Here is a 22,574-nt window from a genome sequence, read left to right on the forward strand (position 1 = left end):
GAACAGGGGAATTCTCGATAACCATGATCTGGAGGTTGACGTGACAACTGCAATTATTGGAACCGGCAACATCGGGTCCAGTGTCGCCCGCCATCTTGTTCAAGGCGGCGAGCCGGTGGTCTTGGCGGCCCGCGATCAATCCCATGCTGAATCGTTGGCCGCTGAGCTCGGTGCATTGGCGAGTTCGGCGAGCGTCGGCGATGCCGTGTCACAGGCTGAAGCTGTCGTGATGGCCGTGTGGCTGGACACCGAGAAGGAACTCATCTCCCAACTGTCAGACGCCCTGGTCGGCAAGGTCGTCATCGACCCGACCAACCCGATCGGGCCTGATGGCCACGGCGGCTACACCACGACGCTGCCGGAGGGCCAATCAGCAGCATCGATCGTGGCAGACCTTCTCCCTGATGGCGCGCATTTCGTGAAGGCCTTCGGCACATTGGGTGCCGACGCGCTGGGTTCGGCAGCCAACCGGCCATCCGGGCGGGCAGTTCTGTTTTACGCAACCGACGACGACGCTGCGGCCGAAACGGTGGAGCGGCTCATTCGTGTCGCTGGCTTTGACCCGGTCAAAGCCGGCGGAATCGAGGCGGCCGGCAGGCTCGAGTTGATGCGAGGCGATCTTCACCAGAATGGCGGGCTTGGTGGAAGGCTTTTGAACGCCGATGAGGCGCGTGCCTCCCTCTAGAGCAGATCGCGGCGGCGGGACGAAGCGAAGGCCCTCCGAACTGCGGAATCGCAGGTTCGGAGAGCCTTCGTTGTGCCGGTCCTGACTAGACGAAAACGGATAGCAGCAGCGTGAATCCGAATCCGACGACGGAAATTATCGTTTCCATGACTGACCAGGTCTTGATCGTCTGGCCTACCGTCAGTCCGAAGTATTCCTTGACCAGCCAGAAGCCGGCGTCATTGACATGGGAGAAGAACAGCGATCCGGCACCGATGGCGAGCACAACCAGCGCCAGCTGAGCCGGGGACAAGCCGGTTGCCAGCGGTGCGATGATTCCTGCGGCCGTCACTGTGGCAACAGTCGCCGAGCCGGTGGCAAGACGAATCAGAACTGCGATGATCCAACCCAGCACCAGTGCCGACAGGCTGGCAGCGACCGCGATCTTGGCGATCGCGGTTCCGGTGCCGCCGTCGACGAGTACTTGTTTGAAGCCGCCGCCCGCGCCGACGATAAGCATGACCCCGACGATCGGCAACAGGCTCTCGCCGATCTTCTTCGTCAGAATGGAGGCTGAGAAGCCGACCCTCGTACCGAAAGTCACCATTGCCAAAAGCACCGCCACGAGCAGGGCAAAGACCGGGTCGCCGATGAAGTCCAGCAGAGGCCGGAGCGGCGCGTTCTTGTCCATCCAAATGTCTGCCCCGGCTTTGATCAGCATGAGCACCAACGGTGACAGCAGGGTCACCAAGGTCCAGCCAAAGGACGGGCTGCGCGTTGCTTGTGGATCCTGCGCCTTGCCGACGGGCGCGTCGCCGCGCGAACTGGCGGCCTTCGCGCCGGGGCCTTGCGATCTGGCCGTCTCGGCGTTCTCGCCGGCTCCAACGGTAACGGCGAGGCCAGCGCCTGCGGCTCCGATCGGCACGATCCGTGCGGCGAGACGACCAAAGAGGGGACCAGCGATGATCACGGTCGGAATGGCTATGAGTAGTCCAAACGCGAGGGTCACACCGACATTGGCGTGCAGGATGCCGATCGCGGCCAACGGGCCCGGGTGCGGCGGGATGAAACCGTGGAGGACCGACAAACCGGCCAAGGCCGGAATGCCAAGACGCATTGCCGGGCCCTTGGAGCGGTGCACAGCGAGCATCACCACGGGAATGAGCAGCACGAGCCCGATCTCGAAGAACATGGGTATGCCGATGATGCCGGCGATGAGCGCCATCTTCCAGGGCAGCGTTGCAGGCCGGCCATGGAGGAGCGTGTCCACGATCTTGTCCGCGCCGCCGGAATCAGCCAGCAGCTTGCCCAGCATGGCTCCCAAGGCGATGAGCACACCCACGTAGCCCAGCACGCCGCCGACGCCATTTTCGTAGGAGGTTGTCACCTTGTCCAAGGAAATGCCCGAAGCAATGCCGACGAAGAGGGCGCCGATGCTCAATGCCAGGAAAGCATGCATCTTTGCCCAGACGATCAGCAAGACGACTATCGCGATGCCGATGGCCGCCACAACAAGTACTTGGGTGTCGTGGCCGGTCCAAGGTTGATGCATCGCATCCGTAGTGGCGTCCGTGGCTACCCCGGCGAGGGGCCTGCTGAGGATGGAGATTCCGTTCATGGTTCTCGTCCTGTTCCGCTCGGCCGCAGGCCGAACTTGTCCATGATTTGTTGGGCAATCACTCCTGGAGCCGGGCCAACGTCGATCCGGATTCCGGGCTCACCCGGAGACAGCTCTTCAAGATCCGCGAACTGACTCCCCAACATACTGGCGGGCATGAAATGGCCGTGGCGTTCGGCCAGCCGTGCGCTGATAGTCTCGGGCGTCCCGGACAGAAAAACGAAGACGACGCCTGAACCTCGGCGATTAATAATGCTTCGATAGGACCGTTTGAGCGCCGAACACGTGATGACGCCGTTTTCCCCGTGATCCAGCCTCTGGTCGACCCACTCGGCGACCTTCTCCAGCCAGGGATATCTGTCCTCATCCGTCAGCGGATGCCCCGCTGCCATCTTGTCGATGTTTGTTTGGGGATGCAAGGCATCCCCTTCCTCGAAGGCCCAGCCAAGCCGCCCCGCCAGGAGTGCGGCAACCGTGGATTTCCCTGAGCCGGAAACACCCATGACAACCAGCACAACGGGTTCGGACAGAGGGGTCGTCGCCATGTCCAGAGGGTCCATGGAGCCCATCTTGGCAGCACGTGGGCCTCAGTGCCATAGGGAATCGCAGTGGATCTCCTGGCGGCCGGGCCCCGGGGGCGCAGGCCTGACGACGGCTCATTCGGGGCGTTGTACGATCTCGGACAGAAGCGGCAAGGCCCGGTGAAGCCCGACACCAGGAAAGCTTGAGGGGATACGGACACTGCTTCCGGAAAACAAACCAGGCGTCCCGTTTTTAGTCCGGCCGATGCGCATCCACAAGTTGCCAATATTTGGCAATCGGTTGTCAATCCGACACCAAGGTGGCTAGACTCGAGGCGAACGCATGCCCGTGAACTACGATTTGGTGCCATTTGTCGCCATTCGGGCGAACGGATCCAAAGGAGAATTCCGTGACTGAAACCAATGCCGTGTGGAGCCTGTCCGGTTTCGGCGACGAAGTGGATCCCGATCCCGCCGTCCAGGCCGCAGTCCTGCTGGCGCTCGGTGCCGGCCATATCGAAGTGCGCAGCGCGTGGGGCACCAACGTTTCGGAGCTCGAACCGGAAGAGGTCGGGCGGCTCAAGGCGATCCTGGACGCGAAGGGCCTGAAGGTTTCCGCGGTCGCGAGCCCCATCGGCAAGGTTGACGTCGGTGTTCCGGTGGAACATGAGCTCGCCCGGCTGCGCCAGATCATTTCGGTGGCCAAGGTGCTCGACACCAAATACATCCGCATCTTCTCCTTCTACCGGGCCGAAGGGCAGAGCCCGGAGGACATCCGCGACTCAGTCATGGAGCGCCTGACCGCACTTAGCAACGAGGCGGCAGCGTCCGGCGTCGTCCTCCTGCACGAAAACGAAAAGGGCATCTACGGCGACACGCCCGAGCGCGTCCTGGACATCATGGAGACTGTCGATTCACCCGCGCTGCGCGTTGCCTGGGACAGCGCCAACTTTGTCCAGGTGGGCGTCAAGCCGTACACCGAGGCTTATGCGGTGCTGCGCCCCTACTTGGAGTACTTCCAGATCAAGGATGCAATCAGCGGGACAGGTGAAGTGGTGCCTGCAGGCGAAGGCGACGGCGAATTGGACGCCACTATTGCCGCGCTCAAGGCCGATGGCTTTGCCGGCTTCGTTTCGCTCGAACCCCACCTTGCAAGCACACACGAATTGGGCGGATTCTCCGGACCCGTCGCCTTCGGCGCCGCAGCGCGCGCCTTTGCGGCACTCGCAGCCAAGAACGGTGTTGCCCTCGCCTGAGGGCCTGTAGGTTCAAAGGAAAACATCTTTCGAGGGAGAAGAATGCCTACAGCAGCAGTCATCGGTTGCGGCGATGTATCGAGTGTGCACCTCGGAGCAATCGCCAAAATGGACGACGTTGAACTCGTGGCGGTCTGCGACACCGACGCCGGTCGCCTCCAGGCGGCAACGGCCGCCTACGGTGTGCCGGGTTACGAGGACTACCTGGAGATGCTCGAATCGGTGAGGCCCGACGTCGTGCATATCTGCACTCCGCACCACCTGCATGCTTCGCTGGCCGCGGAGTGCCTTGAGCGCGGAGTCAGCGTGATCGTCGAGAAGCCGCTCGCCCACACCCTTGAAGAGGGGCGACGGCTGGTCGAGGCGGCTGAACGGAGCACCGCAAAGATCGCCGTATGTTTCCAGAACCGCTACAACGCGACGTCCCAGGCCATGCGGAGACTGCTCGACGACGGCGGGCTGGGCCAGGTTCTCGGCGCCTCGGCAACCGTGATGTGGCACCGGACGGCCGAGTACTACCGTGACAGGCCGTGGCGCGGTACCTGGGCCGAAGGAGGCGGCGGCCTCATGATGAACCAGGCCATCCACACGGTGGACCTGCTCCAGTGGCTGGTAGGCGACGTGACCAAGGTGGAGGGCCACGCCTCCACGCGCTCGCTTGGCGGCGTGATCGAGGTGGAGGATACGGCGGAATTCATCGCCGGGCACGCAAACGGTGCCACCAGCGTCTTCTACGCCACCTTGGCCAATGCCACCAACGCACCGGTGACGCTGGACATCGTGACCGAAAAGGCCACGCTCAGCCTCCGGGGCGACCTTGTTGTCAGCTATGCCGACGGCACCGTGGAAACCATCGCGGAACGTGCCTTGGAATCGGGTGGGCGCGCGTATTGGGGCGTATCCCACGAACTCCTGATCAAGGATTTCTATGCCAAGCTCGGGGATCCTGCTCCCTTCTGGATCAGCCCCGCGGAAGCCGAAAAATCACTCAGGATCGTCAAAGACATCTACGCCCAAAGCTACCCGGACATTTCCGGGCAAGTGGGCTAACCACGCGGCCCATAAAGGCCCGGAACCAACGGAGGACAAAAGTGGCAAAAATCGGCGTACAGGCAATGATGCTGAAGGGCAGTTTTGCCGAAGACGGGGCGTTTGAAACGCTCCGCAAGGTCAGTGCGATAGGGTACAACGCCGTCGAGATTTCGCAGATCCCGATGACGCCGGAAAACGTTGCCGAACTGGACCGCTCCCGGAGCGAACTCGGCATGGACATCGCGGCGCTTTCGGTCGCCATGGAGACGCCCAAGGGCATGCCCGGCGACTCGCTCAAGGACCACTTCGACAAGATCGTTGACGACGCAAAGCGGCTCAACACCCACCTCCTGCGGATTGGCATGATGCCCTTCCCGGCGATGAAGTCGATCGACGCCGTGGTGGACTTCGCGAAACAAGCCAACGAATACGCCGAAAACCTCCGGGAACACGGCATCGGCTTGTACTACCACAACCACCACATCGAGTTCGCGAAGTTCGACGGCACATACATGCTGGACATCATCGCCGAAAACTCCCCGGCCATGGGCATGGAGATCGACGTGCACTGGGTGCAGCGCGGCGGCCTGGATCCCGTCCGGACCCTGGCCAAATACGCCGGACGCACGGCCATGGTGCACCTGAAGGACTACCGGATAGGGGAGTTGCCGGAATCGGCCTTCGGGCTCCTGGAAACGGGGGACCTCGCGGGCTTCATGGCCGAGTTCAAGAACGTGGTCCAGTTTGCCGAAGTGGGCGAAGGCAACCTTGACTTCCCGTCCATCATTCACGCGGCCCAGGCTGCCGGCGCGGAGTACTTGCTCGTGGAGCAGGACGAGCTCTATGGCCGAACGGTGTGGGAAGCCCTGCAGACTTCATACGACAACCTGGTGGCCATGGGTCACGCCGACCTCTTCTAATCCCACTACAACGGAGATCTACTCATGAGCAAGAAAGTACGCCTTGGCATCATCGGCCTAGGCCAGCAGGGCGGCACGTACGCCAAGTTCATCACTGACGGATTGGTTCCGAACATGGTGATCGGCGCTATCTGCGACACCGATCCTGCAAAGAAGGAACTGGCAGCCTCCCTGTACCCAGGTGCGCCGTTCTACGACGACTACATCGCGATGCTGGAAAGCGGCGACGTCGATGCGATCGTCACGTGCGTGCCCCACTACCTGCACCCGGAAATGGGCATCGAATCGCTCAAGCGCAACATCCACGCCCTCGTCGAGAAGCCCGCTGGTGTCTACACCAAGCAAGTCAAGCGGCTCAATGAGTTCGCGGCTTCCAAGCCCGAGCTTTCCTTCGGGATCATGTTCAACCAGCGCAACAACCCCCTGTACAAGAAGCTCAAGGAGATCGTAGACAACGGCGAGATCGGGGCCATCCGGCGCACCAACTGGATCATCACCAACTGGTGGCGCCCGCAGGGCTACTACAACTCCAGCGAATGGCGCGCTACGTGGGGCGGCGAAGGCGGCGGCGTCCTGGTCAACCAGGCACCCCACCAGCTCGACCTGTGGCAGTGGATCTGCGGCGTGCCGAAGTCCGTCTACTCCAAGGTGGCGTACGGATTCCGCCGGGACATCGCCGTGGAAGACGAGGTCACCGCCGTCGTGGATTACGGCAACGGTGCCACCGGAGTTTTCGTCACGGCCACGCACGACCTTGTGGGCACGGACCGCTTCGAGATCCTGGGTGACCAGGGCAAGATCGTGGTGGAAAACAGCAAGACCGCCACGGTCACACGCCTGGTCAAACCCGAGCGCGAACTCAGCGACGGCATGGACATGGACGATGTCCGCAAGCTCTTCATGGGCGAATTGAAAGCCGAGGACTACTACACCACCGAGGTGATCGAGTTCGAGTCGGCCTGGGGCGGCCAACACGCCGGCGTCCTGGAGAACTTCGCGGCCAACATCCTCGACGGCACTCCGTTGTTGGCACCCGGCTCGGACGGCATCAAAGGCGTCCGCCTGGCCAACGCCATCCACCTGTCGAGCTGGACCGGCAAGGAAGTCTCCCTGGACTTCGACGAGGAGGAGTACATGCGCGAGCTCAACAAGCGCATCAGCGAAGAAGGCAAGTTCGCCGAGCGCTCCTAGCTCGCAGGGCGCGTGAGTAGGGCACTTAAGCAGGGCGGTCGCCGGCCGAGTGGTTTGGCAACCGTCCTGCTTTTGTTGCCAAGCCAGATTACGATTGAGCCGTGACTGAAGCGACGAACTCCGGAGCAGTAACTTCCCCCGCCAAGCGCGGACGCGGGGAGAAATCCTCGCCCACCATCTACGACATCGCGAGGCTCGCGGGAGTCAACCCTTCCACGGTTTCGCGCGCGCTGAGCAAACCGGGCAGGGTCAGTGCCAAGACCCAGAAAATCATCGAGGATGCCGCCGAGCAGCTGAATTACCAGGTGAACCCCTTCGCCCGGGCGCTTCCCACCGGCCGTACCCAGACGATCGGACTGATCGTCGCGGATATCACCAACCCGACGTTCTTCGACATTATCCGCGGTGCGGAAACCACCGGGTCGGCCCGGGACTACACCCTGGTGTTGGCCGAGTCTGCGGAGTCGCCTGAAACCGAACTGATTGCGGCCCGCAGGATGTTGGGCACGGTGGACGGCCTCATACTGGCGAGCCCCCGCATGGACGACGAAAAGATCCGGGCTTTGGCTGCGGACAAGCCGGTAGTCGTGATCAATCGCGAAATAGAGGGCGTGCCGTGCGTAGTCCCGGACGTCAACAAGGGGATTGGCCAGGCCGTGCGGAGCCTAGCCGCCAACGGCCACCAGCAGCTCGCCTATGTTGCGGGGCCGCCGCAGTCCTGGATGTCGCGCCGCCGCTGGGAAGGCGTCCAAGCTGCCTGCGATTGGTACAAGTTGGGAGCCGTCCGCTTGGAATCGTCCAAGCCAACGGTCGACGGCGGCCGCCAAGTAGCGCGCGACGTCCTGGCGAGCGGCGCGACGGCGGTAATCACCTACAACGATCTCCTTGCCATAGGCCTCATGCAGGAGCTCCAGGCCGCCGGCATGCACGTTCCGGACCAGATCAGCATCGTAGGCTTCGACGACATCTTCGGGGCAGACTTCACGACGCCGGCGCTTACCACCGTGAGGTCGCCGCTGGGGGAGTGCGGTTCCCGCGCTGCCGCCCTCCTGCTGGACATGTTGCTAGGCCAGGAAGGGCCCGCGGAAGCCGTCCGGGTGGACACGGAGCTCGTGGTGCGCGGTTCCAGCGGGCGGCTGATCGCGTAGTTTCAAGTGATCTTCGGTGGAAGATGCAACGCGGTGGCAATAGTTGGCAACCGGTTGACAGATTGATTCTTCCGGCCGAAAATTGACCTATGTCACAGTCGATCGCAGCCAATCCTGACCGGCTCCTGCCCGCGGATCCCGGGACGCGCAGCATTGCGCGCTCCCTACTGGAGCGCGTCCAGGACCTGCCCATCATCTCTCCGCACGGCCACGTTGACGCCGCCGTCATCGAGCACAACACGCCGTTCCCCGATCCGGCCGCGCTCCTGGTCAGCCCGGACCACTACGTCACCAGGCTGATCCACGCCAGCGGAGTCCCCATGGACAAGTTGCTCTCGGGAGGCGCCAACGCGTCCGAATCGCGGGAGATCTGGCGGACGTTCGTCCAGGCGTGGCCCCTCTTCGAAGGCACGGCGTCTGGGTACTGGCTGCGCACGCAGTTCGACAGCGTGTTCAAGCTCGGCGCGGACCTTGGCGAGATGTCCGCAGATGCCAGCTATGACGCCATTGCCGCCAAGCTCGTGGAGCCCGATTTCCGTCCCCGCCAACTCTTCAAGGACTTCAACATCGAGGTCCTGGCCACCACGGACGATCCCCTGGACAGTCTCGCCAGCCACAAGGCGATTGCCGAGGACCCCTCCTTCAACGGCCGCGTGCTGCCGACCTTCCGTCCGGATGCCTACCTGAACATCGCGCACCCGGCATGGGGTGCCAACGTCGAGCGGCTTGTCGATTCCGCCGCCGACGGCGCTAGCGGCTACACCGGCTACATCAAAGCCCTGGAAAACCGCCGTCGTTATTTCGTGGACCACGGCGCGGTCTCCGCGGACCACGGCGTCCTCACCCCGGCGACGCTCAAGCTGGACCGGGCCGAAGCCGAGCGGATCTTCGAACTGGCGCGCGCAGGCAAGGCCACGGCCGAGGACCGCAACACGTTCGAAGCCCACATGATGTACCAGATGGCCAGGATGTCGGTGGAAGACGGTTTGGTCATGACCATCCACCCGGGTTCCTTCCGCAACCACCACCAGCCCACCTTCGCGGCCTACGGAGCGGACACTGGACACGACATCCCGTTCGCCACCAACTACACCGAAGCCATCCGCCCCCTGCTCCAGGACTTCGGCACGGCCAAGGACTTCCACTTGGTGCTGTTCACCCTCGACGAGACCGTGTTTTCCCGCGAGCTGGCGCCCCTGGCAGGGTTCTACCCCTCCGTGTACCTCGGCGCTCCCTGGTGGTTCCTCGATGCACCGGACGCCATGCTGCGGTTCCGCTCCGCCGTCACCGAGACCACCGGCTTCTCCCGGTCATCGGGGTTCATCGACGACACCCGCGCGTTCTGCTCGATCCCGGCCCGGCACGACGCTTCCCGCCGGATCGAAGCATCCTTCCTTGCGCGCCTCGTCGCCGAACATCGTGTCAGCGAGGACCGAGCCCACGAAATCATCGTCGACGTCGTCGACTCCTCACCCCGAAGGGTCTTCAAGCTGTGAGCAACGAACCCGAGCGAACTGCGGAGCTTCCCCGCTTGAGCCGCTCCGTCAGGCCCATCGCCAAGGCCCCGGTACGCATTGTGCACATGGGACTGGGGGCCTTCCACCGCTCCCACCAGGCGTGGTACACCCAGCATGCAGGCGACGCGGCCGAGTGGGGCATTGCCTCCTTCACGGGCCGCCGCCCGGATGCCGCGGAGGTCCTGGCCGCCCAGGACGGCTTGTACACGGTGGTGGAGCGTTCGGACGCCGGTGATTCCTTCGAAGTCATCGGCAGCATCGTCGAAGCTGTTGACGGTGCCGACGTCGAGCGTTTTGTCGAGCTTGTCTCGGCGCCGCTGACCTCGCTCATCACGCTCACCATCACCGAAGCCGCCTACCGGCTTGGGGCCGACGGCAAGCTGGACAGCCAAGCGCCCGACGTCGTCGCGGACCTCGCCGTGCTCGCTGATGCTTCTGCTTCCGGCAAGCCGACGACGCCGCTGGGCCGCCTGGTGGTGGGCCTCGCCGCGCGCCGTGATGCCGACGCCGGCCCACTCGCCGTCGTCTGCTGCGACAATCTCTCCAACAACGGGACCGTCGCCAGAAGCGCCGTGATGGGGATGGCCAAGGCCTTCGACGCCGGGCTCGCCGCCTGGATCGACGCCAATGTCAGTTTCGTCAGTACTTCCGTTGACCGCATCACGCCGCGGACCACGGACGCCGACATCGACGCCGTCGCTTCCGCCTGCGGATACCGCGACGAATCGCCCGTGGTCGCCGAGCCGTTCCTCAACTGGGTCCTGAGCGGGGACTTTCCCGTTGGGCGACCGCACTGGGAGGACGCGGGTGCCGTTTTCGTGGACGAGATCGAGCCGTACGAGAACCGCAAGCTGTGGCTCCTCAATGGCGCCCACTCGCTGCTCGCCTATGCCGGGCAGCTGCGTGGACACAAGACAGTGGCCGAAGCCCTCGCTGATGATTCCTGCCGACGGGCCGTGGAGGACTTTTGGGACGAGGCCGCCTCCAACCTGCCTGGTGAGGACTTGCGAATCCCCGAGTACCGGGCCGCCCTGCTGGAACGCTTCGGGAACTCCCGGATCGCCCACCACCTGGCCCAGATCGCCATGGACGGCAGCACCAAGCTGCGCATGCGGGCAGTGCCTGTGCTCCGCGCCGAGCGCGCAGCCGGCCGCAGCGGCCAGGCCGCTGCGCGGATGATCGCGGCCTGGACCGCCTACACTGCCACGGCAACAGGTCTCCAGGACCCGCAGGCGGCAGGGATCGCCGCCGCGAACCTCCTCACTGGCCGTGCCCGGCTCGAGGCTTTGCTCGGCCTCGTGGATCCGGACTTGGTTGAAGACAGGGCGATCGTGGACCTCGTTGAGGGTTTGGCCGAGTCCTTCGCGGCTGCCGGCAACCTCAGCTAATCCGACAGGCACTTTCAACGGCGCCCGTTGCCTTCCCCGTGAAGGCGACGGGCGCCGTCGTCGTTGGCCCGGTATATGTGAGCGGGCGTTCGCCGGAGACGGGTCATATGTGAGCGCGCGTTCGCCGGAGTCGGGTCATATGTGAGCGGGCGTTTGCCGGAACTGACGCTCGCTCGGATATGTGGCACTTTCCCCTGACGCTCGCTCATCTTTGACGGCCTTTTCGGCATCGCTCGCTCACATCTTGAATGTGTTCAGAAGTTGGAAAGTTTCTATGGAAACATTTGGCAACCGCTTGCCGAATGATTGCCAGGGTGACTAGAATTACATCAAGCTTCAACAATTTCTGGCCTAGTCGGCCGAAGCTTTTCCATCATCGCAAGCCGGGGCATGGGGTACCGGCAAGGGTAAAGGAGCCCGCAATGAATAAGCTCAGCAAACTCAGCATCCTAGGCTATGGGGCTGGCGACGCCGCCAACAACCTTGCCTTCACTACCGCCACCATGTTCCTGCTTGTCTACTACACCGACGTCGCGGGCATATCCGCGGCGGCCGCCGGCACCCTGTTGCTTACGGTCAGGATCTTCGACGCTTTCGCCGATGTCTTCGCCGGACGATTGGTTGACCGCGCCTACAGCAAGCGCTTCGGAAAATTCCGCCCGTTCATCATGTTCGGCTCCATCCCATTGCTGCTTTTGAGTGTCGCGGCCTTCTCCATTCCACAGGTCGGCGAAACAGGGATGTTGCTCTATGCCTACGTGACATATGCGGCGCTGGGCCTGGCCTACTCGCTGGTCAACATCCCGTACGGTTCGCTAGCGGGCGCGATGACCCAGGAGCCGGGGGAGCGAGCCAAGCTCGGATCCGCCCGCATGGTCGGCGCCCTTTTGGTCAGTTCCGCGTTGGGCATCTTCGTAGCTCCGCTGATCAAGCCCGGCGCCAACCTGCAGTCCACGTTCACCATCATTACTCTGGCCTTCGTCGCGATCGGCGCGGCTCTGTACTTCTTCACGTTCCTGACCGCCAAGGAGCGGGTGCACCGTGCGGTACCCAAAGTTTCCTTCAAGCAAAGCATGGCGACGCTCAAGACAAACCGTCCCCTGCTCATGCTGTGCCTCAGCTCCTTCCTCTTCCTGACCGGCTACATGGCACTGTCTTCGGTGCAGCTGTACTACTTGCGCGACGTCCTCGGCAGGCTGGATCTTTACGCTGTCCTCTCCATCGTCCAGCTTGTGGTGACCTTTGCCCTCGCTCCGCTCATGCCGAGGTTGGTCCGAAACTTCGGCAAGAAGACCATCTACGTGGCTGCCGGTTTCCTCGCTATCATCGGCGGCGCAATCGTCTTCTTCGCTCCGGCCACCCTCGTCTGGGTTGGATTCGCGGGTCTGCTCCTGAGCATGCTTGGCGTGATGGCCGTCAACATCGTGGTGTGGGCCTTGGAAGCAGACACTGTGGAGTACGGCGAATGGAAAACCGGTGTCCGGACTGAAGGCATCACCTACGCACTGTTCTCCTTCACCCGTAAGACGGGCCAAGCCGTCGGCGGCGCCCTTGCCGCATATGCTCTCGCTGCCGGCGGTTATAAGTCCGGCACCACGCACAGCGCCGAGTCCCTGCAAGCCATCCAGTTTGCCGCAGGTGCGCTGCCCGCCATCATGACCGTCCTCGCGATCGTCGTTATGGCCAAGTACAAGTTGACCGACGCGTTCCATGCCCAGATCCTGGGCGAAATCAAGGCCCGTCGCGCCCTGGAAGCATCCGGCTCAGAGCCATTTGGCGCGGAGGCCGAGTCCGCGACTCCCGTCGAGCGGGCAGCCTCGGAACTTGCCTCGTAGACGGCCGGGGAAACCGCTCGGGAAACCGCCGGGCCAGAAAAAATCTCCACGAAATAATACAGCAACCGGTTGCCAATAATTGTCATCCATCCTAAGATCGTCTTTACCCGCCCTGTGGTGCTCGTCGCATCCGGGCCAGTCCAGCCCTCGATCAGCAACCCTGAAAGGACCAGCTGTGAAAATCATTGCCGCTGAAGTCTTCGTGACCAGCCCCACCCGGAACTTCGTGACCTTGCGGATCACTACCGAGGACGGCGTGACCGGCATCGGCGACGCGACCCTGAACGGCCGTGAACTCGCAGTGGCCGCGTACTTGAAGGAACACGTCGCGCAGCTGCTGATCGGCAAAGACCCGCACCGTATCGAGGACACCTGGCAGTTCCTGTACCGCTCTTCGTACTGGCGCCGCGGCCCGGTTACCATGGCCGCCATCGCCGCCGTCGACATGGCCCTGTGGGACATCAAGGGCAAGGTGGCCGGACTGCCGGTGTACCAGCTCCTGGGCGGCGCCTCCCGCAACGGGCTTCGCGCGTACGGGCACGCCTCGGGCGCGGACATCCCTTCCTTGTTCGACTCGGTCCGCGAGCACCTGGAACTCGGTTACAAGTCGATCCGCATCCAAACCGCGATCCCGGGCATCAAGGCCGTCTACGGCGTGGCCGCGCAGGCTCAGGCCTCGGGCGAGCGCTACGACTACGAGCCAGCCGGCCGCGGTGCGTTTCCGCAGGAAGAAGACTGGGACACCCGCGCCTACCTGCGCCACCTGCCCACCGTCTTCGAAGCGGTGCGCAACGAATTCGGCCCGGAAATCCCGCTGCTGCACGACGGCCACCACCGCATGACCCCCATCCAGGCAGCCAAGCTCGGCAAGGCCCTGGAACCGTACGACCTGTTCTGGCTCGAAGACTGCACCCCGGCCGAAAACCAGGAGGGGTTGCGCCTGGTCCGCCAGCACACCACCACGCCGCTGGCCATCGGTGAAATCTTCAACACTGTTTACGACTTCCAGACCCTCATCAAGGAACAGCTGATCGACTACGTCCGGGCCGCGTCAACGCACTTCGGCGGGATCTCGCCGCTGAAGAAGGTCATGGACTTCGCCGCGCAGTACCAGATCAAGTCCGGTTTCCACGGCCCCACTGACATTTCGCCGGTCGGTTTCGCCGCACAGCTTCACGTGGGCCTGGCCATCCACAACTACGGCATCCAGGAATACATGCAGCACTCGGACAAGACCAACACGGTCTTCGAGCAGTCCATGACCTTCACCGACGGCTACCTGCACCCCGGCGACAAGCCGGGCCTCGGCGTCGAATTCAACGAAGAAGCCGCCAACTCCTTCCCGTACCAGCAGGCCTACCTGCCCTACAACCGCCTCGTGGACGGCACCGTCCATGACTGGTAGGAACATCGCCGTGGCTGGCGACCCCGGCGCAGCCGCGGAACAGCCGCGGCGCATCGTGGTGATGGGCGTCTCCGATTGCGGCAAGACCACCATCGGAGACCTCGTCGCCCGGGCGCTGGGAGTTCCGTTTCTCGACGGCGATTCGCTCCACCCGGTGGAAAACGTTGCCAAGATGGCTGCGGGCACGCCCCTGACTGATGAGGACCGCTGGCCCTGGCTCGCGACCGTGGGCACCGAACTCGCCAACGCCGGCAACGGCGGGCTGGTTCTCGCGTGCTCCGCCCTCCGGCGCAGCTATCGGGACGCCATCCGCGAGAAAGCCCCGGACACCGTTTTCCTGCACCTGCACGGCAGCAAAGAGGTACTCAGGGAACGGACAGAAGGGCGTTCCGGCCACTTCATGCCGCCCGCCCTCCTTGATTCGCAGCTCGCCACCCTGGAACCGCTCGACGCCGACGAGGCCGGGTTCGTCGTCGACATCGCCGCACCGGTCAGCGAGGTGGTCTCGGAGGCGTTGGCGGGGATTGCCGCCGTCGCGGGTTCCAAAGCTCCGGCGGCCGGCAGCGCCGGTATCGCGGGCACTCCGGCGCGGCAGTTCGACGTCGACCTCCAGTCGGCGCCGTTCAACCTCGACGACGAGGCTGTTGCGTGGGTGGATGCCACCATCCGTGGCATGAGCCTTGAGGAAAAAATCGGGCAGCTCTTCATCAACCACAACAACGATTACTCCCCGGAGTACCTCGACGGTGTGCTGGAGAACTATCACGTTGGCGGAATGCGGTACAGGCCGGGTCCGTCCGCCGCTGTCCAGCAGCACATCCGTTATGCCCAATCCAAAACGCGCATCCCGCTTTTGGTGGCCTCCAACCCGGAAATGGGCGGAGCAGGAAGCTGCGACGACGGAACTTTCGTGTCGACCCACCTTCAGGCCGGTTCACACCCGGACAAGTCCATCGCGCGGAAAATGGGCCAGGTGGCCGGTGTGGAAACCGCGGCTTTGGGCTGCAACTGGGCCTTCGCGCCGATCGTGGACATCCACTACAACTGGCGCAATACGGTCATCTCAACCCGGGCGTTCGGCAACACTCCGGACATCGTCGTGGAGCGCGCCAAGGAGTACTTCGACGGCATCAGCGAATCGGCCACTGTCTGTGCCATCAAGCATTTCCCGGGCGACGGCGTGGACGAACGCGACCAGCACGTGGTCACTTCGTACAACACGCTCGGGTACGCGGAGTGGAATTCCAGCTACGGGCACGTTTACCGGGAAATGATCGGCCACGGGATCCAGTCGATCATGGTCGGACACATCGGGGCGCCAGAGCTCACGCGGCATTTCCGTCCGGGGACGGAAGACAGGGACATCCTGCCCGCCACCCTCGCTCCGGAGCTTCTCCAGGACTTGCTCCGTGGCGAACTCGGCTTCAACGGACTGATCCTCACCGATGCATCCCAAATGGTCGGCCTCACCCAGGCCAAGAAGCGCAAGGACCTGGTCCCGGCCACCATCGCCGCCGGGTGCGACATGTTCCTGTTCTTCCGCAACCCGGCGGAGGACTTCCAGTACATGTTGGACGGCTACAAATCAGGCGTGGTCAGCGATCAGCGCCTGCATGACGCGCTGCGCCGGATTTTGGGGTTGAAGGCCAGCCTGGGGCTGCACAAGAAACTGCCGGAAGAACTGGCGCCGTCGCCTGAGGCCCTGCGGCTGATCGGCAGCGAGGCGCACCTCGCCGTCGCCGCCGAAATCGCCGACAAGACCGTCACGTTGATCAAGGACACTGCCGGCAACCTGCCGATCACACCGGAAACGCATAAGCGCATCCGCCTATACGGGATCTCCGGCGGTTCCGATTTCACCCGGGCAGATCCGTTGGCCTACCTGGATACGGTCAAGGAAGAACTTGAAATCGCCGGTTTCGAGGTCCACCTCTTCAAGACGGCGGAGCAACGCGAAGCTGCGGGGGAGTCGGGCGTGAACTTCATGACCGTCATCTCGGACGAGGCCACGGGTGACTACGCGGAAAAGTACGATGCCGCGTTCGTCTTTGCCAATGTCAAGGGTTTTGCCCAAGAGGCTGCGATCCGTATCAAGTGGTCCAGTCCCATGGCGGCGGAAATCCCTTGGTACGTCACGGAAGTTCCCACGGTGTTCGTCTCCCTGAACCAGCCGAACCACTTGATCGATGTGCCAATGGTCAAGACGGCCATCAACGCCCATGCAGGGACCCGCGAGGCCATCCGGGCTACGATCCAGAAAATCCAGGGGAAGTCCGAATTCCAGGGAACGTTCAATGAGAACGTGTTCTGCGATTCGTTCGACACCCGGCTTTAGCGCGGTTCCAGCGAGTGGCGGCCACTTCCCCGAAGCAGGGGGAGTGGCCGCCGCACGGCCGGGAACAACCTCCATATTGTCGAGGCCTCGCAGTAGTATTCGGGCATGCCTGACCAGCCCGAATATCCCGCGCCGTTGAATTCAGTCGGCGCCCCGCCTCCGCGCCAAACGGAACCGCTGTCAACCGTCTCAAGGGTGCCCGTGATCGCCAAGCTCGTTTGGCCGAAGTACCTCCAATATGTTCCGGCCATGGTCACCCGGACGTCGGAGGGCAAGGTCCTGGTGCAGTGGTGGCCGAATCCCTTCGGATCGGCCACCAGAATGACGTGGCTAAAGGACACGGACGTGAGGGCCGAGCTGCGCTACGAGCGTTGAGCGCAGAGAGCGTTGAGTCAGGCAGCCGGGTTTGCGACGTCCACCAGCTTGGTGTTGTCGTCCATGAGTTCCACGGGCCTCATCGTCCATGCCGACGCCAAGCCATACGCCTCGCCCAGCACGGCGTCCAACAGGGCCTGGCCCCTGGTTTCCTTGGGGTCGATCCAATCGTCGATCATGTCCGCGGAGATCGGCACCGGGATCCGGTCATGCAGATTGTGCAGTCTTTCGTGAACGCCTTCGGGAGGGGAATCCATGGTCAGGATCGAGCAGGACAAACGCCACGCGCCGGGTGCGGACTTGTCCTCGATGCTCTCGTCGCGCCATGGCGCAAACAATCCGGCGAAGGTAATCAGCTCGTCCTGTGGCTCGACGATGTAGCGCTGCTTGGGATCCTTGCGGCCGGGGCCCGACTTCTTCCACTCGTAGTAGGCAGAGGCAGGGACGACCGCCCGCCACTTCGGCAGGGAAGCCCTGAACGCGGGGATTGACCCAGCTGTTTCCGAGCGTGCATTCCACGTGGGTACCTTCGAATCGAAGGACTTGGAGAAGGTCGGAACCAAGCCCCAGCGCCCGGCCGCGAGCTCGCGTCCGAGCGAATCGTCCCCGGCGCGTCCCCGCACAAAGACCACGGGGTCAGTCGGGTTGATCTGGAGCGTTGGCGAGGGATAGTCGGTATCACCGCGCAGCACGGCACCGAGCTTCCTCGAGAGATAGTCTGCTTCGAAACCGACACTGAACCGACCGCACATATCGACATTCTCGCGTAGCGCTTGGGACAACGCCAGTCGTAGAAGTCCATACTGGAGCAAGATGAGGAACCCGCATCCTGACCATCCGGACATTTGGAGGGCCCATGAGCAACCCGCGTGGCGAGGATATGCCGCTGGACAAGGTCAGCCCGGCCCGCTTGACAGGGCCGGTGCTGGCAGGGGTGCTCCCGCACCAGCCGGTCGCGGTAGTTGAGAAAGCCGCCGAAGTAGCGCTCAGTGCCGGATTGCACTTGGTCCTGGCCTTCGCCGATGTCACGAGCTTTCCGGCGGCAGGGGACCGGGACGGGCATCTCACAGCCCAAGCGATCGACCCCGACGGCATCGACGACGACGCCGCGGCCATCACCGAGTCCCTCCGATCCCGCATCGCGGATCAACTCGACGGAACGGGTGTGCAGTGGACCTTCGTGACGCTCGCCGGCGAGCCTGCCCGGTCGCTAGGCCGATATGCGGCGGGTATCAACGCTTCCATGATCGTCGTGGGAACCAAGGAACATGGCCTCGGTCCGAGGTTTGAAGGACTAGTCACCGGATCGGTAGCCTTGCATCTGGCACATCGCCAAAACTGCCCAGTGCTCATGGTTCCCTTGGGCCGTCACGACCCAAGCAGGGATCAATGAAGGAAAGCAGCACCGCGCCGCACGGAGCCAAAACCCAGGCGGCGCAACCGGACCGGCAACCGCACCGCCCGCTCCATCTTCACGGGCGGTTCGTTCTGCTCGTCGCGGCCGGCGGAATCCTCGGGGCTTTGAGCCGCTACGGTTTCGGCATGGCCCTTCCGGCGCCAGGGGCGTGGCCGCTTCCCACCCTGCTTATCAATCTGTCCGGTGCGCTCGCGCTTGGCTGGCTCCTCGAAGCACTCGCCCGGAGCGGACCCGACGCCGGCCTCCGCCGGATTGCCCGCTTGGGCATCGGTAGTGGTTTCCTCGGGGCCTACACCACCTACAGCACCTTGGCGCTGGACTCGGTGCACCTCTTCGGAGCAGGACGCGGCATGGACGCCATGTGGTACCTGGCAGCCAGCCTGTTAGGCGGTGTCGCGGCCACAACCCTGGGTATTTGGCTTGGGGCGCTCCGGCACCGGTCCACCCAACAAGGTCAGAAGGCCTTGAAATGACCCTCCTTTTGATTGCGCTCGCGGGCGGCGCAGGGGCGGCCGCGCGTTTCGTGGTGGATGGGGTGGTCCGTTCCTGGGCCCGGACTGCGCTGCCGTTGGGCACGATCTTCATCAACTTCTCCGGGTCACTTCTCATGGGGATCCTGGCCGGGCTGGTCATGTCACATCAGGCTCCTGAATCCCTTCAGCTGATTCTCGGCACCGGATTCCTCGGCGGATACACGACCTTCAGCACGGCAAGCTTGGAGACCGTCAGGCTTGTCCAGAGCGGCCGGACTGGATTGGCCCTCCTCAACGGAGTGGGCACCATGGCGGCATGCGTCGGAGCCGCGGCGGCCGGCGTCGGGCTGGTCTTGTTGTTCTGAGGCGCACACGTCCGAGAAATCACCCACCCCCAGTGGCAAGCAAAGCCTGGGGAAACCCTCTGGAGAAACTATGTTCGAAACAGTAGTGCGAGAAGGCGTCGTCTTGAAGCCTCTCGAGACATGGCACGCCCGTGATTTTGCCGAGCACATGAGCAGGGCACGGGACCATATCCGGCCGTGGGTCGGGCCGACCTTTGTCACCGAGACCGTCGAGGGTGCCCGCGCTACGCTTCAGCGTTACGCCACAGCCACAGCGAACGATGGGGCGCGCATCTATGGGCTCTGGAACGACGGCAGGATCGTCGGAGGCGTGATGTTTGTGACGTTCGACTCCGCCTGGGGCATTTGCGAAATTGGCTGCTGGCTCGAACCCGGTGCTGTCGGAGGGGGCCTCATCACCCGCTCGGTCGAACTGCTCATGGAATGGGCCTTCCTAGAGCGGGGGATGTCCCGCGTCGAATGGCGCTGCCGCACCGACAACGACCGCAGCGTAGCCGTCGCGCAGCGGCTGGGGATGCGTTCCGACGGTGTCCTTCGCAGTAGCTGGGTCTACGACGGCAGGCGTTACGACAAGGAGGTATTTTCAATCCTTCGGGCCGAATGGATGAGCATGCGACCTGGTGTCGCTCACTGACAGACGTACCATGATTCCGGTAAGGGGGTCCCGATGCGTCGCTTCGGTCCAGCAGGTCGCGTCTGTGCGGTTCTTGGCGCACTCGCCGTCGGGGCGCCCCTGTTCCTGTCATGTGGATCGGCCAGCGTGTGCCCGGCCGTCGGCTACATCTCGTTGGTAAGCTTGCACATCACCGCGGAGCGCGCGGCGAATCTCGCCGCGCTCGTCATAGAGCTGTGCCAGGACGGCACGTGCCACAGCTTTTCCGTCAACGCCTTGACACCGCTTACACCCGGTCCCATTCCCCTGCCGAACTCGCCCGGGGCGCCTCAATCGGTGTCCATGCGCATGGCGGACGGAAGCATCGACGTTCGTATCGAGGCCGGCATCAACGACCACCCGCTCGATCTCACGACGTCGGGCACCAACTCCTCCGGCTGGTCGATCGGCATGAGCCATGTGAGGCTCAAGCCCACGGCTACGTATCCGGCCGGCCGCGACTGCGGAGGCCCGACGACGGCTGTTGCCACCCTCGATGCGCTCGGCCTCCGTGCAAGCTAGCCTCTGCCGAGATCCCAATCCACTAACGCTCAACCGGACAAGTTTGCTCCAATATTTCCGCGTGCCGGTGTGGCTTCCAGATGGAAAAACCGCACTGAACCACCCACTCACCCCCATTGATAAGTATACTTACCAATGAATGCCTCGGCCGCCGGCCAGGGCACGCAACCAAACAAGGGAGACTCTCATGTTGCTTTGGATAGCCATCGTTATCGCCGTTCTCTGGCTTCTCGGCTTTATTGGCAACATCGGCGGCGGGCTCATTCACCTGCTTCTGGTTGTTGCTGTGATCGTCCTGATTTTCCACTTCATCCGCGGCAGGTCACGCGTCTAGGGTCCAGCTCCGGCACCGCCACCCCTCCTGGGCTTAGGCTCGGGAGGGGGGCGGATGCCGCCCCCAGCGAGCCAGCCTTCAGCTGCCCCCGGCCTCTACTTCTTCAAAAGGCTCCGTGGCCTCCACTCGGCCCAGGAGCGACAGGCGGCTCGCGATCTTGGCCCCGTCAACGGGCCCGGCACTCGTCCGGTGCGCCAAGCCGCCGGCCACATCCCAGTCCAAGGGGCCGTGGCCCACCAGGAACAGAGTGATGTCCTGCTCGTACAGGACATCAACCAGATCGCTGAGGCGTTGCCAGGCCGAGGCGGACCCGGCTACCGATCCGGCCGTCGGCGAGGGTACGCCGTCGATCACCCACGTTCCGTAGTCCTTAGCCAAAGCCATGTAGTCCGCTGTCGACATGGGGCCGCCGCACAACTCCGCGAAACTGGCCCAGAGCACATCGTCGGCCGCCTTGACGGTGAGCCGTTGCGCCGTGGGGGTGAGGATCCGCTCCTGTGACTTCGCCGGATGGAACAAACCGAAGGCTCCCAGTTGCGCGGGCGTTCCGGGAGTAATGATCTTGCCCCTGCTGAAGCCCTCCTGTCCGGGAACCACTAGAGCCAGTTCTTCCGCTTGAAGATGACATACATGACAAAGCCCGCGAGAACCATCATGCCGAGTGCCATGGGATAGCCGAGCGGCCAATGGAGTTCAGGCATAACGTCGAAGTTCATTCCGTAGAGCCCGGTGACGAACGCCGGTGCAAAGAAGATCGCGGCCCAGGAGGAGATCTTCTTGGTTTGTTCGTTTTGTGCCGCACTCGCTTCGTTTTGCCGGTTCGCGGTGAGGGTCCCGTCGAGGGTCAGGGCGTTTTGGAGCAGGTCGCGGAACCCGTTTGCCCGGGAAATTACCTGCTCGACGTGGTCTTCCACATCGCGGAGTTTGCGCTGTAGCTCGATGTCTACTCCGTATTTCTCGAACCCGCGCTTCAGGGAGGCCATCATTTCGGGGAGCGGGTTGATTGCGCGCTGGAACTGAATGACTTCGCGGGCGAGTTCATAGATGCGCCGCGAAACCAGGGGATCGCCACCGAAGAGCTGGTCCTCGATCTCGTCAATGTCGTTTTCCAGGCCCGAGATCACGGGGCCGTAGTCGTCCACCACTCGGTCCAGCAGTGCGTACAGGACGGCTTCGGGGCCATGCCGCAGAAGCTCCGGTTGTTGTTCCAGATCCCTACGGACTTTGGCCACCCCGGGTGTTTCCGCATGCCGGACCGTGACTACGAAGTTCCTCCCCGTGAAGATGTGAAGTTCACCGAACTCCACGGTCTCGGTAGCGTCCACGTATCTCGCAGGCCGCAGGACGGTGAAGAGGTTGTTGTCGTAGCGTTCCAGCTTGGGCCGCTGGTGGGCGTTGACGGCGTCCTCGACGGCGAGCAGGTGGAGGCCGAATTCGGCAGCCACGGCCGCCATTTCCGTCTCGTCCGGCCGGTACAGCCCAATCCACACCATTCCGCCGTGCGCGGCCAGTGTTTCGACGCTTTGCTCGAGGCTTCCCGGAGTCGCGGTCCGGATGCCGTTCACATAGACGGCATTGTCAATGATGGTCACGAGGTTATTCTCCT

Annotated in this window: 23 protein-coding genes; 18 read left to right on the forward strand and 5 right to left on the reverse strand. The window is 63.3% G+C overall.

Features of this window, described 5'->3' with window-relative positions:
• The first annotated feature begins 40 nt into the window (after positions 1-40).
• Positions 41-685, forward strand: a complete 645-nt coding sequence (locus tag AC3WJU_RS09190; protein ID WP_172465468.1) for an NADPH-dependent F420 reductase — start codon at positions 41-43, stop codon at positions 683-685.
• Positions 686-770: 85 nt separating this feature from the next.
• On the opposite strand, the gene AC3WJU_RS09195 is transcribed toward AC3WJU_RS09190, so the two are convergent.
• Together AC3WJU_RS09195 and AC3WJU_RS09200 are read right to left on the reverse strand one after the other, a co-directional pair.
• Entirely contained in the window at positions 771-2,282 is a 1,512-nt protein-coding gene (locus AC3WJU_RS09195; RefSeq protein WP_441432546.1) for a GntT/GntP/DsdX family permease, read from the reverse strand.
• Positions 2,279-2,827, reverse strand: coding sequence for a gluconokinase (locus AC3WJU_RS09200; protein WP_332602006.1), 549 nt, complete (start codon positions 2,825-2,827; stop codon positions 2,279-2,281). The genes AC3WJU_RS09195 and AC3WJU_RS09200 overlap by 4 nt, the downstream gene beginning before the upstream one ends.
• Before the next feature lie 386 nt (positions 2,828-3,213).
• Here AC3WJU_RS09200 and AC3WJU_RS09205 point away from each other — a divergent pair, with 386 nt between their 5' ends.
• The 11 genes from AC3WJU_RS09205 (at position 3,214) to AC3WJU_RS09255 (ending at position 17,205) form a co-directional block, all read left to right on the forward strand.
• Positions 3,214-4,059: a sugar phosphate isomerase/epimerase family protein gene (locus AC3WJU_RS09205; protein ID WP_307052533.1), complete on the forward strand. Its 846-nt coding sequence runs from the start codon at positions 3,214-3,216 to the stop codon at positions 4,057-4,059.
• 42 nt (positions 4,060-4,101) lie between these two features.
• The gene (locus AC3WJU_RS09210; protein ID WP_307052534.1) at positions 4,102-5,109 is read left to right on the forward strand and encodes a Gfo/Idh/MocA family protein; all 1,008 of its coding nucleotides are present in this window, start codon (positions 4,102-4,104) and stop codon (positions 5,107-5,109) included.
• Positions 5,110-5,150: 41 nt separating this feature from the next.
• Positions 5,151-6,011, forward strand: a complete 861-nt coding sequence (locus tag AC3WJU_RS09215) for a sugar phosphate isomerase/epimerase family protein (protein ID WP_492259706.1) — start codon at positions 5,151-5,153, stop codon at positions 6,009-6,011.
• Between the two features lie 24 nt (positions 6,012-6,035).
• Positions 6,036-7,202 carry a Gfo/Idh/MocA family protein gene (locus AC3WJU_RS09220; protein WP_059387437.1) on the forward strand — a complete coding sequence of 389 codons (1,167 nt, stop codon included), beginning with the start codon at positions 6,036-6,038 and terminating at the stop codon, positions 7,200-7,202.
• Positions 7,203-7,303: 101 nt separating this feature from the next.
• Positions 7,304-8,350, forward strand: a complete 1,047-nt coding sequence (locus AC3WJU_RS09225; protein WP_059387438.1) for a LacI family DNA-binding transcriptional regulator — start codon at positions 7,304-7,306, stop codon at positions 8,348-8,350.
• Positions 8,351-8,439: 89 nt separating this feature from the next.
• Positions 8,440-9,846, forward strand: a complete 1,407-nt coding sequence (uxaC, locus tag AC3WJU_RS09230; RefSeq protein ID WP_059387439.1) for a glucuronate isomerase — start codon at positions 8,440-8,442, stop codon at positions 9,844-9,846.
• 86 nt (positions 9,847-9,932) lie between these two features.
• Positions 9,933-11,255, forward strand: coding sequence for a mannitol dehydrogenase family protein (locus tag AC3WJU_RS09235; protein ID WP_492259723.1), 1,323 nt, complete (start codon positions 9,933-9,935; stop codon positions 11,253-11,255).
• A gap of 422 nt (positions 11,256-11,677) precedes the next feature.
• Entirely contained in the window at positions 11,678-13,090 is a 1,413-nt protein-coding gene (uidB, locus tag AC3WJU_RS09240; RefSeq protein ID WP_332602001.1) for a glucuronide transporter, read from the forward strand.
• Between the two features lie 175 nt (positions 13,091-13,265).
• A complete protein-coding gene (gene manD, locus AC3WJU_RS09245) occupies positions 13,266-14,495 on the forward strand; it encodes a D-mannonate dehydratase ManD (protein ID WP_059387443.1) in 1,230 nt (409 codons plus the stop codon).
• The gene (locus AC3WJU_RS09250; protein ID WP_492259707.1) at positions 14,485-16,830 is read left to right on the forward strand and encodes a gluconokinase, GntK/IdnK-type; all 2,346 of its coding nucleotides are present in this window, start codon (positions 14,485-14,487) and stop codon (positions 16,828-16,830) included. Before manD ends, AC3WJU_RS09250 begins: the two co-directional genes overlap by 11 nt.
• A gap of 105 nt (positions 16,831-16,935) precedes the next feature.
• Positions 16,936-17,205, forward strand: a complete 270-nt coding sequence (locus tag AC3WJU_RS09255) for a hypothetical protein (protein ID WP_148667388.1) — start codon at positions 16,936-16,938, stop codon at positions 17,203-17,205.
• A 17-nt stretch (positions 17,206-17,222) separates the two neighbouring features.
• Here the strand turns inward: AC3WJU_RS09255 and AC3WJU_RS09260 are convergent, their stop codons facing one another.
• Positions 17,223-17,957, reverse strand: coding sequence for an SOS response-associated peptidase (locus tag AC3WJU_RS09260; RefSeq protein WP_306958925.1), 735 nt, complete (start codon positions 17,955-17,957; stop codon positions 17,223-17,225).
• A 104-nt stretch (positions 17,958-18,061) separates the two neighbouring features.
• On the opposite strand from AC3WJU_RS09260, the gene AC3WJU_RS09265 reads away from it, so the two are divergent.
• The 6 genes from AC3WJU_RS09265 to AC3WJU_RS09290 all read left to right on the forward strand — a co-directional run bounded on the left by AC3WJU_RS09265 (position 18,062) and on the right by AC3WJU_RS09290 (position 20,968).
• On the forward strand, positions 18,062-18,598 hold the full coding sequence (locus AC3WJU_RS09265) for a universal stress protein (RefSeq protein ID WP_059387445.1): 537 nt from the start codon (positions 18,062-18,064) through the stop codon (positions 18,596-18,598).
• Positions 18,595-19,095 carry a fluoride efflux transporter FluC gene (locus AC3WJU_RS09270; protein WP_084784312.1) on the forward strand — a complete coding sequence of 167 codons (501 nt, stop codon included), beginning with the start codon at positions 18,595-18,597 and terminating at the stop codon, positions 19,093-19,095. The genes AC3WJU_RS09265 and AC3WJU_RS09270 overlap by 4 nt, the downstream gene beginning before the upstream one ends.
• Positions 19,092-19,460 carry a fluoride efflux transporter CrcB gene (crcB, locus tag AC3WJU_RS09275; protein ID WP_284991369.1) on the forward strand — a complete coding sequence of 123 codons (369 nt, stop codon included), beginning with the start codon at positions 19,092-19,094 and terminating at the stop codon, positions 19,458-19,460. The genes AC3WJU_RS09270 and crcB overlap by 4 nt, the downstream gene beginning before the upstream one ends.
• Before the next feature lie 70 nt (positions 19,461-19,530).
• On the forward strand, positions 19,531-20,094 hold the full coding sequence (locus tag AC3WJU_RS09280) for a GNAT family N-acetyltransferase (protein WP_332601998.1): 564 nt from the start codon (positions 19,531-19,533) through the stop codon (positions 20,092-20,094).
• A gap of 33 nt (positions 20,095-20,127) precedes the next feature.
• A complete protein-coding gene (locus AC3WJU_RS09285) occupies positions 20,128-20,634 on the forward strand; it encodes a hypothetical protein (RefSeq protein ID WP_492259708.1) in 507 nt (168 codons plus the stop codon).
• Between the two features lie 187 nt (positions 20,635-20,821).
• Positions 20,822-20,968 (forward strand): lmo0937 family membrane protein, encoded by a 147-nt coding sequence (locus tag AC3WJU_RS09290; protein ID WP_113990531.1) that lies wholly within the window; start codon positions 20,822-20,824, stop codon positions 20,966-20,968.
• Between the two features lie 78 nt (positions 20,969-21,046).
• Here AC3WJU_RS09290 and zapE read toward each other — a convergent pair whose 3' ends face one another.
• Positions 21,047-21,565 (reverse strand): AFG1/ZapE family ATPase, encoded by a 519-nt coding sequence (zapE, locus tag AC3WJU_RS09295; RefSeq protein WP_284991373.1) that lies wholly within the window; start codon positions 21,563-21,565, stop codon positions 21,047-21,049.
• Positions 21,565-22,560: a magnesium/cobalt transporter CorA gene (corA, locus tag AC3WJU_RS09300; protein ID WP_059387449.1), complete on the reverse strand. Its 996-nt coding sequence runs from the start codon at positions 22,558-22,560 to the stop codon at positions 21,565-21,567. The genes zapE and corA overlap by 1 nt, the downstream gene beginning before the upstream one ends.
• Positions 22,561-22,574: the final 14 nt, after the last annotated feature.

It is taken from the genome of Arthrobacter sp. FW306-1B-F12A (assembly GCF_058781865.1).